General features: G+C 66.5%; 12 protein-coding genes and 1 tRNA gene. 7 read left to right on the top strand and 6 right to left on the bottom strand.

Translation table 11 applies throughout. The annotated features are described in order from the left end of the window. The first annotated feature begins 77 nt into the window (after positions 1-77). The gene (locus tag ABWP22_RS02285) at positions 78-275 is read left to right on the top strand and encodes a hypothetical protein (protein WP_353198301.1); all 198 of its coding nucleotides are present in this window, start codon (positions 78-80) and stop codon (positions 273-275) included. Here the strand turns inward: ABWP22_RS02285 and ABWP22_RS02280 are convergent. Next, on the bottom strand, positions 253-672 hold the full coding sequence (locus ABWP22_RS02280; protein ID WP_353198300.1) for an acyl-CoA thioesterase: 420 nt from the start codon (positions 670-672) through the stop codon (positions 253-255). The two genes, ABWP22_RS02285 and ABWP22_RS02280, sit on opposite strands and share 23 nt — an antisense overlap. Further along, the gene (locus ABWP22_RS02275) at positions 656-2,713 is read right to left on the bottom strand and encodes a S9 family peptidase (RefSeq protein ID WP_353198299.1); all 2,058 of its coding nucleotides are present in this window, start codon (positions 2,711-2,713) and stop codon (positions 656-658) included. Before ABWP22_RS02275 ends, ABWP22_RS02280 begins: the two co-directional genes overlap by 17 nt. A gap of 115 nt (positions 2,714-2,828) precedes the next feature. On the opposite strand from ABWP22_RS02275, the gene ABWP22_RS02270 reads away from it, so the two are divergent. From ABWP22_RS02270 to ABWP22_RS02255, 4 genes are all read left to right on the top strand, one after another. Then, positions 2,829-4,646, top strand: a complete 1,818-nt coding sequence (locus ABWP22_RS02270) for an aminopeptidase P family protein (protein WP_353198298.1) — start codon at positions 2,829-2,831, stop codon at positions 4,644-4,646. A gap of 76 nt (positions 4,647-4,722) precedes the next feature. Continuing rightward, entirely contained in the window at positions 4,723-5,274 is a 552-nt protein-coding gene (locus ABWP22_RS02265) for a glutathione peroxidase (protein ID WP_353198297.1), read from the top strand. Positions 5,275-5,664: 390 nt separating this feature from the next. Then, a tRNA-Thr gene (locus tag ABWP22_RS02260) sits at positions 5,665-5,739 on the top strand. Positions 5,740-5,815: 76 nt separating this feature from the next. After that, positions 5,816-6,250, top strand: coding sequence for a hypothetical protein (locus ABWP22_RS02255; protein ID WP_353198296.1), 435 nt, complete (start codon positions 5,816-5,818; stop codon positions 6,248-6,250). A 49-nt stretch (positions 6,251-6,299) separates the two neighbouring features. On the opposite strand, the gene ABWP22_RS02250 is transcribed toward ABWP22_RS02255, so the two are convergent. Then, positions 6,300-7,436: an NAD(P)/FAD-dependent oxidoreductase gene (locus ABWP22_RS02250; RefSeq protein ID WP_353198295.1), complete on the bottom strand. Its 1,137-nt coding sequence runs from the start codon at positions 7,434-7,436 to the stop codon at positions 6,300-6,302. Between the two features lie 74 nt (positions 7,437-7,510). Here ABWP22_RS02250 and ABWP22_RS02245 point away from each other — a divergent pair, with 74 nt between their 5' ends. Continuing rightward, positions 7,511-8,404 (top strand): polysaccharide deacetylase family protein, encoded by an 894-nt coding sequence (locus ABWP22_RS02245; protein ID WP_353198294.1) that lies wholly within the window; start codon positions 7,511-7,513, stop codon positions 8,402-8,404. 39 nt (positions 8,405-8,443) lie between these two features. On the opposite strand, the gene ABWP22_RS02240 is transcribed toward ABWP22_RS02245, so the two are convergent. From ABWP22_RS02240 to ABWP22_RS02230, 3 genes are all read right to left on the bottom strand, one after another. Further along, entirely contained in the window at positions 8,444-9,214 is a 771-nt protein-coding gene (locus ABWP22_RS02240) for an IclR family transcriptional regulator domain-containing protein (RefSeq protein WP_353198293.1), read from the bottom strand. Positions 9,215-9,315: 101 nt separating this feature from the next. Next, positions 9,316-10,836, bottom strand: coding sequence for an aminomethyl-transferring glycine dehydrogenase subunit GcvPB (gene gcvPB, locus ABWP22_RS02235; protein ID WP_353198292.1), 1,521 nt, complete (start codon positions 10,834-10,836; stop codon positions 9,316-9,318). Continuing rightward, positions 10,833-12,215 (bottom strand): PLP-dependent aminotransferase family protein, encoded by a 1,383-nt coding sequence (locus tag ABWP22_RS02230; protein ID WP_353198291.1) that lies wholly within the window; start codon positions 12,213-12,215, stop codon positions 10,833-10,835. Before ABWP22_RS02230 ends, gcvPB begins: the two co-directional genes overlap by 4 nt. Before the next feature lie 98 nt (positions 12,216-12,313). On the opposite strand from ABWP22_RS02230, the gene ABWP22_RS02225 reads away from it, so the two are divergent. Further along, on the top strand, positions 12,314-13,774 hold the full coding sequence (locus tag ABWP22_RS02225; protein WP_353198290.1) for a class I adenylate-forming enzyme family protein: 1,461 nt from the start codon (positions 12,314-12,316) through the stop codon (positions 13,772-13,774). Positions 13,775-13,792: the final 18 nt, after the last annotated feature.

The raw sequence follows: 13,792 nt of genomic DNA, 5'->3' as shown, positions 1-13,792 counted from the left end.
ATTGGGTAATCTTGCAGGCCACACCCTGCAAGGCGCCAGATTGCGCTGCGCTGAACAGGCTGGCAAAGACGCCACCGATGGACGCGGAAACGACATGGATGATGCTCGCCGCCGGGCTGGCGATGACGGTGATCGGCGCCATCGGCGGCGTGCTGCGGGACCGGGCGCCGCTGGCCTGGCATGCGCATCTGCCGTGGAACGGGCTGGCGTTCGGCGGCGTGGGCTGCGCGCTGGTCGCGGCGGCGCATCTGTTCACCCTGCTGCGGGCTGGATGAACGGCGCGGCAATTTCGGGCCGCACCCGCGCCAGCCGCCCGGTGGCGCGGTCAACAATGGCCCAGGTCGTCAGCGCCTTGACGCGGAGCTGACCATCCGCGCCGCTGATCTCCACATATCGATCAAAGCGCGCCCCCTTCGGCTCGCCGACCCAGGTGGTCAGGGTGAGCGTCTCGCCCAGCAGCGTGGGGCGCAGATAATCGATCTCGTGGCGCGTCACGACCCACACATAGGTGTCGCGATGGTCCGGCGGCGCCACCGCATTCCAGTGCGACGTCGCCACATCCTGGATCCAGCGCAGATAGATCGCATTATTGACATGGCCGAGCTCATCGATGTCGGCCGCGGATGCCGTCACCGTGATCGCATGGCCGCGCCGGTCAGCGGGGGGCGGCATCAGCAAGTCCGAACTGTGCGAGGATGAAGGCATATTCCTCGGCCAGCTCCTCCAGGGCCGCAAAACGCCCGGATTTGCCGCCGTGGCCGGCGCCCATGTTGGTCTTGAAGATCAGCAGATTGTTATCGGTTTTGGTGGCACGCAGCTTGGCCACCCACTTCGCCGGCTCCCAATAGGTCACGCGCGGATCGTTCAGGCCGGCGGTGACCATCAGCGGCGGATAGGCCTGGGCGGTCACCTGATCATAAGGCGAATAGCTGCGGATCAGCTCGAAATCCGCCAGCGAAGTGATCGGATTGCCCCATTCCGGCCATTCGCCGGGCGTCAGCGGCAGGCTTTCATCCAGCATGGTGTTCAGCACATCGACGAACGGCACATGCGCCACCACCGCCCGGAACAGCGCGGGCGCCTGGTTGATCACCGCCCCCATCAACTCACCGCCCGCCGAACCGCCGCTGGCCGAGATCTGGCCCGGCGCCGCCCAGCCGGCTTGATTCAATCCGCGCGCCACATCGACGAAATCGTTGAACGTGTTGGTGCGCTTGGCCAGCTTGCCATCCAGATACCATTGATAGCCCAGATCATCGCCGCCCCTGATCTGCGCGATGGCAAAGGCCATGCCGCGGTCGAGCAGGCTGAGCCGGTTGGCGGAAAAGCCCGGCGTCATGGCGATGCCATAGGCACCATAGGCATAAAGATGCAGCTTGCCGGTCCCGTCCGCCCGGAAGCCCTTGCGATGGACGATGCTCACCGGCACCTGTGCGCCATCGCGCGCGGTCACCCAGATACGCTGGCTTTCATATTGGCTGGCGTCATAGCCTGACGGCACCGCCTGCATCTTGCGGGTGATCAGCGTGCCGTTGGCGACATCATAATCATACACGGTGGCCGGCGTGACCATCGAGGCATAGCTGAGCCGCAACAGCGGTGCGTCGGCTTCCAGATTGGTGCCCAGCGAGGCGGTGTAGGCGGCCTCTGCAAACGGGATGGTGGTTTCGCTGCCATCGTCCCGGCGCAGCACGATGCGGTCCAGCCCGTCGCGGCGGCCCTGCACGGCCAGATAAGAGGCGAAGGCCGCGATGCCGGTGATGTAATCCTGATCCGATCCGGCAATCAGCGTCTGCCAGTTGCCGGGCGCGGCAATGCTGGCGGTGGCAACGCGGAAATTCACATGGGTGTCGTTGGTGCGGATGAACACGGCGTCGCTGCGCACATCGATTTCATAGGCCACGCCAGCCCGCCGCGCCCGCACCAGCAACGGCGGTGCCAGCGGATCGGCGGCTGGCACCAGGCGCACTTCGCTGGTGACGTGATCGGATGTGGTGATGATGATCCACTGGCCATCCTGGCTCTTGCCGACGCTGACCCCGAAGCCCTTGTCCTCGGTTTCTTCATACAGCACCCGGTCTTCGCCGCTGTGGCCGATCACGTGCAGCCGCGCCTTGATGCGCCGCCAATTGTCGTTGACCTCGGTCCACACGATGGCGCGCGAATCGGCGGTCCAGGTGATGGCGCCGACGCTGACCTTGGTGACGGTTTCGATGTCCGTGGCTGTGGCGATGTCGCGGATGCGGATGGTGAAGCGCTCGCTGCCATCGCTGTCGGCGGCATAGGCGATCAATCTTCCATCCGGGCTGACGCTCTGGGCGCCGAGCCGGAAATAATCATGGCCCTCGGCCAGCGCCGGTTCCGACAGCAGCAGTTCCTCCACCCCGCCGGCTTTCCCCCGTCTTAGCCAGGTGCGATACTGGTCGCCGGATCGGAACTGCCACCAATATTCGAAATCGCCATCGGGCACCGGCACAGAGGCATCATCCGGCTGCACCCGGCCCTTCAACTCGTCGTAGATGCGCTCCTTCAGGCCAGCCAACGGCGCCATCGCGGCTTCGAACCAGCCATTCTCGGCCGTGAGGTACGCCAACACATCGGCATCATCGACCTTGGGATAGTTCGGGTCTTTCAGCCAGTGATAGGGATCCGCCACGGTGATGCCGTGGTGGGTGAAACGGTGCGGGCGGGTTTCGGCGATGGGGGGCTGCATCTGGGCAAGTCTTCCGGAACGCGAGGCGGGCGGCGGGCGGCGGGCGCGCGCCCAAGCTTGAGGTGCAGGCGGCACGCGCCTATCAGAACCGGCATAGATAAAGGGTTGAACTGCCATGTCCACTGTCACCCCCCCAGCCGCTGTCATTGCCGCCCGCCTTGCCGCGCTGCGCGCCCAGCTTGCCCATGATGGCCTCGCCGGTTTTGTCGTGCCGCTGACCGACGAGCATATGAGCGAATATGTCGGCGAATATGCGCAGCGGCTGGCCTGGCTGACCGGCTTTGGCGGTTCGGCCGGCAGTGCCGCCGTGCTGCACGCGCGCGCTGCGATGTTCACCGATGGCCGCTACACGGTGCAGGTGCGCGGGCAGGTGCCGGGCGAGTTGTTCGAATATCAGGATGTCCCCGCCACCAGCGCGGCGCAGTGGTTGGCCGAGCATGCCTTGGCCGGGCAACGCATCGGTTATGATGCATGGCTGCACACGCGGGCGTGGGCGGCCGGCACCCAGACGCTGCTGGCCGCCAAGGGCGCCGAACTGGTTGCGGTGACCGCCAACCCCATCGATGCGGTGTGGCGCGACCGCCCCGCGCCGTCGCTGGCGCCAATCGAGCTGCACGAAGATGCCTATGCGGGGCGCAGCCACGCCGACAAGCGCGCCGATGTCGCTGCCTGGCTGCAGGCGCGCCATGCCGACGCGGTGGTGATCGCCGCGCTCGATTCCATCGCCTGGCTGCTCAATATCCGCGGCCGCGATGTGGCGCGCACGCCGGTGGCGCTGGCCTTTGTCGTGGTGCATGCCGATGCCAGCGTCGATCTGTTCACCGCGCCGGAAAAGATCACCGCGGCGGTGCGGGCGCATCTGAGTGCGCAGGTCCGCATCCACGCCCGCGACCAGTTCGAGCCGACCTTGCGCGCCATGGCCGGCAAGGCGGTGGTCGCCGATCCGCAAAGCTGCGTGGCGGCGATCTTCGGCGCGCTGGCGGCCGGCGGCGCCCGCATCAGCGAAGCGCGCGATCCGTGCGTGCTGCCGCGCGCCATCAAGAACCCGGTCGAAATCGCCGGCACCACCGCCGCGCATGTCCGCGATGGTGCGGCGCTCACCCGCTTTCTGGCCTGGTTCGACCGCGAAGCCCCCAGGGGCGGCCTTGATGAATTGAACGCGGCGGAGCGCTTGCGCCAGTTCCGCGCCGAAACCAACAGCCTGGAGGACCTGTCGTTCGATACCATCTCGGCGGCTGGCCCCAACGCCGCGCTGCCGCATTACCGGGTAAGCGACGACACCAACCTGCCGATCGGCCAGGACAGCATCTATCTGGTCGATTCGGGCGGCCAATATCGTGACGGCACCACCGACGTGACCCGCACTTTGGTGGTCGGCACGCCGACGCCTGAAATGCAGGATCGTTTCACGCGCGTGCTGAAGGGCCATATCGCGCTGGCACAGGCGATCTTCCCGGCCGGCACCAGGGGCGTGCAGCTCGATGCGCTGGCGCGCCAGCATCTGTGGCAGGCCGGGCTGGATTATGCGCATGGCACCGGCCACGGCGTCGGCAGCTATCTGTCGGTGCACGAAGGCCCGCAACGCATCGCCGCGGCCTGGTCGGCGCAGCCGGGCGGCGACGAACCGCTGCAACCGGGCATGATCCTGTCGAACGAGCCGGGCTATTACAAGCAGGGCGCCTATGGCATCCGCATTGAAAATCTCGTGCTGGTGGAACAGCGTGACGTGCCCGGCGCCGAGCGCGCGATGATGGGCTTCAAGGCGTTGACGCTGGCGCCCATCGATCGCCGGTTGGTGGACGTGGGCTTGCTCACCCACGATGAACGCGCCTGGTGGAATGACTATCATGCGCGTGTTGCGGCCGAAATCGGGCCGTTGCTCACCGATGATGCCGATCAGGCGTGGCTGGCCCAGGCCTGCGCGTCGCTGTAACCCTGCGTCACCCTACGCCTTCGCGGGGCTGCGACAACATGCTATGGCGCATGTGGAATTGGATGGGAGAACCGAAATGATGAAGCAGATTGCCCTTGCCGCCGCCGCCCTGACCGCGCTGGTTGCCGCCGCACCCGGCCCGCAGAGCCTGCACGAATTCAACCTGAAGACCATCGATGGCAAGCCGATGCCGATGGCGCAGTACAAGGGCAAGGTTGTGCTGCTGGTCAACACCGCATCGATGTGCGGCTTCACCCCGCAGTACGAAGGCCTGCAGCAGTTGCACGACAGCTACAAGGCGAAGGGCTTCACCGTGATCGGCGTGCCGTCGGGCGATTTCGGCGATCAGGAATATGGCAGCAACAGCGAAGTGAAGCAGTTCTGCGAAAGCAAGTTCGGCATCAAGTTCCCGATGACCGAAAAGGCCGTGGTGAAGGGCGCCAAGGCCATTCCGGTGTACAAGTGGGCGGCGAACACGCTGGGTGAATCGCAGACGCCGCAGTGGAATTTCCACAAATATCTGATCGGCAAGGATGGCAAGCTGATCGCCGCCTTCGGCACCAAGACCACGCCGACCTCGCCGGAAGTGATGGCGGCCGTCGCCAAGGCACTGACCGCCAAGAGCTAATCGACGGATTGTTCAGGGGCTGGGTGCTGATTGCGGGCCGGATCGCCCGCATCCCCCAGCCCTTTGCGTTTCCGCAAATTCGCCCGCAGCGCCGCTGCCAGCCTGTCGGCGCGGGCCTTTGCCTGTCGTTCGCTTTCCGTTGTCATCGCCGCGTTCCAGACTCAATTGCGTGTTGATACACCCGCGCGGGCTGCGCTTGTCGGATCCGGCTCGCGAGGACCGGATTCGACAGGCTGAGCCCGAGCGGGCTCTTTAAGACCTCATGTGAATGCAATCGAGTCCAGCCGATCGCAGCGCCGCATTTGGTGCCAGTGCTTGACACTGTGGCGGGGCTTGGCCATAGGGCCGCTTCCTGACGGGCGAGCCCGGCAGGCACAAGCGTGGGGCCGTGCTGCCGTAGCTCAGTGGTAGAGCGCATCCTTGGTAAGGCTGAGGTCGGGAGTTCAATCCTCCCCGGCAGCACCACCCCCCGCTCCGTCATGTCGCGTGCGTTCGCGTTTTGCCCGTTCACGTTTTGCTGGCCCATGGCATGGTGTCCGACATGTACGATCCCGCTGCCATCACCCGGATCGGTGAAGGTCTGATCGCCGCCACCTTGCCCAGGCCGGAATGGACCCATGCCGCGCACGTGGCAGCCGCTGCCCATGTGATCGCCGCGCGCCGCGATCTGGACGCCGAAGCCGACATGCCCGGCCTGATCCGCCGTTACAACGAAGCCTGTGGCGCCGCGAACAGCGACACCATGGGCTATCATCATTCGATCACGATCGCATCCATCGCTGCGGTGCGGGCCGGGCTCACGCTGGCCCCCTCGGGCGACCTGGCCACCCAGCTGGCCTGGCTGATGACCGGCATGCTGGGCGACAAATATTGGCCGGAACGGTTCTGGCGCCACGACACGCTGTTCAGCGTCACCGCCCGGCGCGGCTGGGTCGCGCCGGATCTGGTGCCCTTGCCTTTCAGTGTGCGGACTTGAACGCACGCCAACAAGCAATTCGCGGACTTGAACGCACGCCAACAAGCAATCAGCATCCGGGTCTGAACGCCGCCCAATCGACGCCCGTTGGCGGTGCCTGCCCCTGCACCAGTGCTGCCACGGCCAGGCTGGCCGCCGGGCCGCCGGAAAAGCCCAGCCACGGCACATAGTTGATGAACACGCCTGGTGCCTGCGGCAGTTCGCCGATGATCGGCAGCCAATCTTCGGTGCCGTTCACATACGCCGCCCAACTGCGCACCAGATGCAACCCCGCCAGCGCCGGCACCACCCGCGCCGCCACACCCAGGTTGCGGCTGAGATTGTCCATGTCCACCTGCGGCCGTCCGCGCGCATCAATCCGCGCGTCCCAGCCGCCGCCGATCAGCAGCGTGCCGTTCTTCGCCTGCTTCAAGGTGAGCTTGGCACCGGCGCAATAGACAAGATGCGGCACCAGCGGCGCGGCCGGCTCGGTCACGCTCACCTGGATGGGGAAGGCCTGGATCGGCAGCGTCGCGCCCACGCCCGCCGCCAGCGTGCCCGTGGCGCTGCCTGCGGCCAGCACCAGGCGGCCCGCGCGCCAGCGCCGCGCCCCGGCGACCACAGCATGACCACCGCCATCGCGGGCGATCGTCACCGCGCCGGTGCCCGCTTCGATGATCGCACCGGCCGCGACGGCGGCGCGGGCGATTGCCGGCGTCACCACCAGCGGATTGGCCTTGCCCTCGCCGGCGCAAAACGCCCCGCCCACCGCATCATGGCCCAGATAGGGCGCCAACGCCCGCAGGGCCGGTTGATCCAGCAGGTCGATCTCCAGCCCGGCGGCGCGCTCGATGGCGACCTTGGCGCGGATTTCGGCCATTTCGGCTTCGTTGTGCGCCACCAGCAGGCCGCCGCCGAAATGCACCTCCAGGTCCGCGCCGACCAGCGCTTCCAGATCGCGCCACAGCAACAGCGATTCCTTGAGCATGGTCACGGCCGGGGCGAAGCGCCTGGCCCAATCTGCCCCCAGATTGCGGAACGGATCATGCGGAATCTGCGCGTGCAGACTGCCGGCATTGGCGCTGCTGGCCTGGCCGCCGATCACGCCGGCTTCGATCAGGCGGACACCCACGCCGGCGCGGGCGAGGTGCAGCGCGGTCAGGCAGCCGGCCAGACCGCCACCGATCACGATTACTTCATCTGGCATCGCCCATGGCGGTCCTGTGCAAGAACGGCAGAGTGTTGCATCAAGCACGGACGCACACGCGGGGGAAGCGCGAGATGATCGATCAGCCCTGGAACCAAAGCGAGGCCGAGGTGCGCCGCCTGATCGGCCGGGTGCGCGCCGGCCGGTCGCTGGCGCCGGCGCAGTGGCCCGGCGGCGCCCGCGCGGCGGTGGCGCTCAGCTTTGACTGTGATCATGAATGTTTTGAACTGGGCGGCGGCGGCAGCGCCACCGGCCGGCTGGCGTGGGGCGAATTTGGCCGCCGCGTCGGCGTGCCGCGCATCCTTGATGTGCTGGCCCGCCACGATGTGCCGGCGAGTTTCTTCATGCCGGCCATGTGCGCGCTGATCGACGCGCAAGAAAGCCGGCGCATCGTCGGCGCCGGCCACGAACTCGGCCTGCACGGCTGGATTCACGAAAACAACAGCCAGCTCGATGCCGCCACCGAACGCGATCTGATGCTGCGCGCCCGCGATGTGATCGCGCCGCTGGCCGGCGGCGGCCCGCTGGGGTTCCGATCGGCGAACTGGGATCTGTCCCCGAACACCATCGAAATCGTCGCCGAAATGGGCCTGGCCTATGATAGCTCGCTGATGGCCGACGACGATCCGTATGAACTGCTGATCGACGGCCGGCCCAGCGGCATCGTCGAAATTCCGGTGGAATGGCTGCGCGATGATGCGGTCTATCTGCTGTTCAACCGCAATCCCGCCACGCGGCCGTGGACACCACCGGATCAGGTGTTCGAGATTTTCGCCCGCGAACTGGATGGCGCGATCGCCGATGGCGGCCTGTTCCAGTTGGTGATGCATCCGTTCGTCATCGGCTATCGCAGCCGCATCTGGATTCTCGAGGCCCTGATCGAACGCGCGCAGGGCCAGGTGTGGTTTGCCACGCATGCGCAAGTGGCGGCCTGGGTGGCCGGACAAGCCGGTTTGCGCAACTCTTGACTCCCTCCCCGCGAGGGGGAGGGAGCTGAAGTGCTGCAATCACAGCCCGCGGGTGATCGCCTGCGAGGCCGCCAGCAACTGCGGCAGGATCTGTTTGCGCATCTCATCCTGCGTCATGCGTGAAGAGGGGCAGCAGACGTTGAGCGCTGCCAGTACCCGGCCTTCATCGCTGCGGATCGGCACCGAAATCGATCCCAGGCCGATTTCCAGTTCCTGATCGACAATGCTGTGGCCTTCGCGCGCTGCCCGCTCGATTTCGGCGCGCAGCTTGGCCTTCGATGTCAGCGTGTGCGGCGTGAACGCCCGCAGGGTCACGCGATCGAGATAGCGCTCCAGTGCCTCGGCCGGTTCCGCCGCCAGCAGCACCCGCCCGGTGGACACGGCATGCGCCGACGCGCGCCCCCCCACCGCGATGGAGACATTGACATAGCGATCGGACCGGGCGCGGGCGATGTAGGTGACATCCGCGCCGGTCAGCACGGCGCAGAACACCGATTCATTCAACGTGCGGGCCAGCTCGTTCATCACCGGCTGCGCCACATCCAAGATGCCCATCGACGACAGCGCCGAATAGCCCAGATCCAGCACCTTGGGCTTCAGGCTGAAGATCTTCTCGTCCTTTTCGGCATAGCCTTCGCGCACCAGGGTGAGCAGCAGCCGGCGGACCGTGGCGCGCGTCAGCCCGGTTTCCTGCGCCACTTCGCTCAACGTCATGCGCGGGCGGGTGCGGGTGAAGGCGCAGATGACTTCCAGCCCGCGCGCCAGCGAATTCACATAGTCACGATCGGTCAGATCATCGATTTCGGCCACGGCCATTGCAATTCTGCCCTTCGCCCCTTGCATAGGTTGACTGCATCTTACCGGGCAATGGCCCCGCATGCCTATTGATTTCAACAATCACGGGTTTGCCGTCATTCGCCCGGCAGGCGATCCCCCTGTTTGCGCCGCCACGCTGCCCAGGTCGTGGCCCAATTCGCCGGATCATCCAGATCGCTGGCATCCAGCTTGCCCACCACCTGGTTGTGCGGTGCGCCCAGCACGCGCGCCGGATCGGCATAGGCTTCGGCGATCACGGCTTCGAGCCCGTCGATCCAGTAATCGATATCCTCTTTCGACCACATCTCGCCGGCTTCGGGGGTGAACGGCTGCGGCACGATCCATGGTTCATGGCTCAGCCAGAAGGCATCGATGCCGAAATCCGCCATGCGGTTCTGCACGTCGACCGCGCTCACCCCCGTCTCTTCGAACAAGGTCCCCAGGCTGTAGCGGGTCATCTCCAGACGCGGCAGCGCCTGTTCGGGATGCGATCGTGTGACCCCGCGCAAGCCCAGCAATCGGGTTTCCATGTAATTGTTGAGCAGCACCGACATGTCGGACGCATCGGCAAGCCCCTGCGCGCCCATCGACCTTGTCCACGCCCAGGCCTTCACCACCTGCTGCAGATTGCCCATATATTCGCGCACGCGCGCTGCCATGTGCACCGGCGTTTCCAGCGCATAGGCGCCGCCCTGCCGCGTCACCAGCGGGCCGGGCAGGAACGGCGCCAGTTCCGCCGTGCAGCCATAGGCCCCCACTGCCGGGCCGCCGCCGCCCTTGGACACGCCGAACGTCTTGTGCAGCATGAACATGCAGGCATCAAAGCCGAGATCACGCGCGCGGATTTTCGTCATCACGCCGTTGAAATTGGCATGATCATAGAATGCCAGCGCGCCGGCTGCCTTGGTCAGCCGCACCCATTCGGTGATCTCTGGATTATAAACCCCCATGTCGTCGGGATTGTTGATCATCAGCGCCGCCGTGTTCGGCCCCAGCGCCGCCTTCAGCGCATCGAGGCTGGGATAGCCATTGGCACCCAGCGGCAGGGTGATGATCCCATAACCGGCGGTCGCTGCGGTGGCGGGGTTGCACGGGTGGCTTTGCAGGCTGGTGATGATCTGCGTGCGCGTGTTTCCCTCCCCGCGCGCCGCATGCCAGGCGCGGGTGATCACCGCCTGCGTCCACGCCGCATCCGCCCCGCCGGCCGCCTGAAAGGTGAAGCGATCCATGCCCGACAGCGCCCGCAACGCCAGATCAAGGCCATGCACGCATTCGAGCAGGCCTTGCAGGGTTTCCGGCGGTTGCTGCGGATGCACGCCGGCCAGCGCGCGCGCCGCCAGTTCGCCGGCACGCGGATTATATTTCATCGTGCAGGTGCCGAACAGGCTGACCCCCAGCATGCCCATGGTTTCCTGGGACAGCCGCAGATAATGGTGCAGCACTTCCGGCTCGCTCAGCTCGGGCAGATCGGGCGGCGCGCTGCGGGCAAGACCAGCCGGCACCAACCCGTTTGCGTCGGCCAGCGGGAAATGCTGGCCGCGCCGGCCGGGCGCGCCGATGCGGTGGATCAGCGGCTCGTCCCAGCGGGCGGCGTGGAAGCGGCGCAGGCGGCTCATGCGAGCACCGCCTGCAGCGCTGCGCCCAGCCGGGCAATGTCGGCTTCGCTGTGGCATTCGGTGACGGCAAAGATCGCGCGGTGGGTGTCGATGGCGATGCCGCCGAACATGTCGTGCCGGTCGAGCAGGGCGGCATTGATGCTGGCGACATCGCGGCCCGTGCCCGCGAAGTCCGCCACCACCTCCTTGAACAGCCCGCGCGTCACCGGCACCGTCACGCCCGGCACCGCGGCCAGCGTATCGGCCAGCAGGGCGGTGCGCGCGAGGATCAGCCGGCCCAGCTCGGCAAAGCCTTCCGGCCCCAGCAGCGCCATGTAGGCGGTGGCGGCGATCGCCCACAAATAGGTGCTGTTGCCGGTCCAGTCCTTGCCCAGCTCGCGGCTGCCATAGCTGGATTGGTGGAACAGCATCAGGCCAAACCCCATCCGGCCATCCACCGTGGTCGCCAGGCTGTTGAGCAGGGTGGGATATTCCGCCGCGATGCGCGGATCATCGGCGCTGGCGATGAAGCCGCCCACCCCGCCGCCGGCATGCATGTGGATGCCCAGCGGCTGGATGGTGCCCACGGCGAGATCGGCGCCCAACGCGCCGGGCGGCGCAATCACGCCCAGGCAGGACGGATCGACCCCGGCAATCACCAGCGCGCCGGCCGCATGGGCCAGTTCGGCCAGCGCGGCGGCACTGGTCTCCAGACCGCCCATCCACGCCGGATTTTCATAATAGACTGCCGCGACATCTGCCCCGATCATCCCGGCCAGCGCCGCCAGATCGATGCGCCCGACCGCGTCACACGGCACCGCCTCCACCACCAGATGCAGGGCGGGATCAGCGGACCCGGCATAGCCATCGAGCACGGCGCGGCGCTGCGGACACATGGCGGCCGGCACCAGCAGGCGCTGCCGTCCCGTCAGCCGCAGCGCCATGCGCGCCGCTTGGCCCAGCGCTGCACCCCAACTGTAGACCGGCAGGCCGACCAGCTCCATTTGCAGCAGCGCGCCCAACTGGCTGGTGAATTCGAACCAGGCCTGGTTGCGGCCGAAATCACTGCTCGGCGTGCCCCAGACGGGCGTGAGAAATTCGCTGCGGCCGACGATTTCATCGACCACCGCCGGCACATGATGCTGCCAGATGCCGCCACCCAGAAAGCTCAAGCTGTCCGTTGCGGGGCGGTTGCGCGCCAATGTTTGCTTCAGATAGCGCGCCAGCTCGACCTCGCTGGTCAGCGCCGGCGGCAGATCGGGCAGCGCGCTCTGGCGGTGTGCGGCGGGGATCTGGGCAAACAACGGCTCGACATTGTCCAGCCCCAGCGTGGCCAGCAATTCGGCTTGGCGCGCGGCTGTGTCGTTGGGCATGAACGGGTGCGCGCGGCGGCTGGTCATCGGTCCCTCTCGCGCAGCAAATTTCTTGGCATTGGTGCGCATGTCGCACAATATGGTCTTCTTGCGCACAAGGGAAGCCGGTGTAGAATGTGGATCGCATGATGTTGCCAGACCAGTTCACGCCCTTCTCCGATCTGATTCGCGCCGGCGCCCGGCAGGGTGCCAAGCCGGCGATCCTCTGCGGCGATACCGTTCTCAGTTGGGCGGCACTCGATGCGCGCATTGACAGGGTGGCGGCAGCGCTGGGGCGCGAAGGCCTGGGCAAGGGTGACTGCATCGCCATTTCCGCCACCATGCAGCCGGATTATCTGGTGCTGTGGCTGGGTGCGCTGCGTGCCGGGCTGGCGGTCGCGCCGCTGCCGCAATCCGCCACAGCCGATACCATCGCCGCCATGGTGGTCGATGCCGATGCCGCGCTATTCTTCGACGATGCCGCACTGGCCGACCTTGATGCCTGGCTGCCGCCGCCCGGCACCGCGCCGCCAGACGTGGCGATCGGCCCCGATGATCCGTTCAACCTGATCTACAGCAGCGGCACCACCGGCCGGCCGAAAGGCATCGTGCAACCGCACCGCCAGCGCTGGGCGCATGTGCAGCGCGGGGTGACGCAAGGCTATGGCGCGGATAGCATCACGCTGGTGGCGACCCCGCTGTACAGCAACACCACGCTGGTCAGCGTGATCCCCACGCTCGGCCTGGGCGGCACCCTGGTGCTGCTGCCGAAATTCTCCGTCACGGAATTTCTCGATCTCGGCCAGCGCCATCGCGCCACCCACACCATGCTGGTGCCGGTGCAGTATCAGCGGATCATGGACCATCCCGACTTCGACCGTTTCGATGTTTCCAGTTGGCAACGCAAATTCTGCACGTCCGCGCCCTTCTCTGCCGCCTTGAAGGCGCGAGTGCTGGCGCGCTGGCCCGGCGGCCTCACCGAATATTATGGCATGACCGAGGGCGGTGGCACCTGCATCCTGCAATGCCACGCGCATCCCGACAAATTGGCCAGCGTCGGCCAGCCGGCGGCAGGCAGCGACATCCGCATCATCGATGAACAGGGCCTGGAATTGCCGCCAGGCGCCACCGGCGAAGTCGTCGGCCGTTCCCCGGCGATGATGACCGGATATCACAAGCTGCCAGACGCGACACGCGCCGCCTTATGGTACAGCGGGCAAGGCGAGCGTTTCATCCGCACCGGCGATATCGGGCGCTTTGATGCGGACGGTTTCCTCACCCTGCTCGATCGCGCCAAGGATGTGGTGATTTCCGGCGGCTTCAACATCTATCCCATCGATCTGGAACAGGTGCTGATGGCGCACCCGGCGGTGCAGGATGCCGCCGTGGTGGGCGTGCCGTCCGCGGCGTGGGGCGAATCGCCGGTGGCGTTCGTGGTGTTGCGTGAAGCCGTTGATCCGCAAGCGCTGCTCGAATGGGCCAACGCCCGGCTTGGCAAGACGCAACGTTTGGTTGGCATTGAAGTATCGACCGAGCTGCCGCGCAGCGAGATCGGCAAGGTGCTGAAACGCCAGTTGCGTGATGGCTGGCGCGGTGCCCCGGTCTAGGCCCATACTCCCCCATAC

Source organism: Sandarakinorhabdus sp., assembly GCF_040398665.1.
GTDB lineage: Bacteria > Pseudomonadota > Alphaproteobacteria > Sphingomonadales > Sphingomonadaceae > Sandarakinorhabdus.
The sequence above is the reverse complement of the archived record's forward strand: the minus strand, read 5'-3'. Positions and strand labels throughout refer to the sequence as shown.

Bases quoted from the DNA above. Each gene is read 5' to 3' on its own strand.
- ABWP22_RS02245 (WP_353198294.1), top strand. From the start codon at position 7,511: ATGATCGATCAGCCCTGGAACCAAAGCGAGGCCGAGGTGCGCCGCCTG.
- ABWP22_RS02225 (WP_353198290.1), top strand. From the start codon at position 12,314: ATGATGTTGCCAGACCAGTTCACGCCCTTCTCCGATCTGATTCGCGCC.
- ABWP22_RS02285 (WP_353198301.1), top strand. From the start codon at position 78: ATGGACGCGGAAACGACATGGATGATGCTCGCCGCCGGGCTGGCGATG.
- ABWP22_RS02255 (WP_353198296.1), top strand. From the start codon at position 5,816: ATGTACGATCCCGCTGCCATCACCCGGATCGGTGAAGGTCTGATCGCC.
- ABWP22_RS02270 (WP_353198298.1), top strand. From the start codon at position 2,829: ATGTCCACTGTCACCCCCCCAGCCGCTGTCATTGCCGCCCGCCTTGCC.
- ABWP22_RS02250 (WP_353198295.1), bottom strand. From the start codon at position 7,436: ATGCCAGATGAAGTAATCGTGATCGGTGGCGGTCTGGCCGGCTGCCTG.
- gcvPB (WP_353198292.1), bottom strand. From the start codon at position 10,836: ATGAGCCGCCTGCGCCGCTTCCACGCCGCCCGCTGGGACGAGCCGCTG.
- ABWP22_RS02275 (WP_353198299.1), bottom strand. From the start codon at position 2,713: ATGCAGCCCCCCATCGCCGAAACCCGCCCGCACCGTTTCACCCACCAC.
- ABWP22_RS02265 (WP_353198297.1), top strand. From the start codon at position 4,723: ATGATGAAGCAGATTGCCCTTGCCGCCGCCGCCCTGACCGCGCTGGTT.
- ABWP22_RS02280 (WP_353198300.1), bottom strand. From the start codon at position 672: ATGCCGCCCCCCGCTGACCGGCGCGGCCATGCGATCACGGTGACGGCA.
- ABWP22_RS02230 (WP_353198291.1), bottom strand. From the start codon at position 12,215: ATGACCAGCCGCCGCGCGCACCCGTTCATGCCCAACGACACAGCCGCG.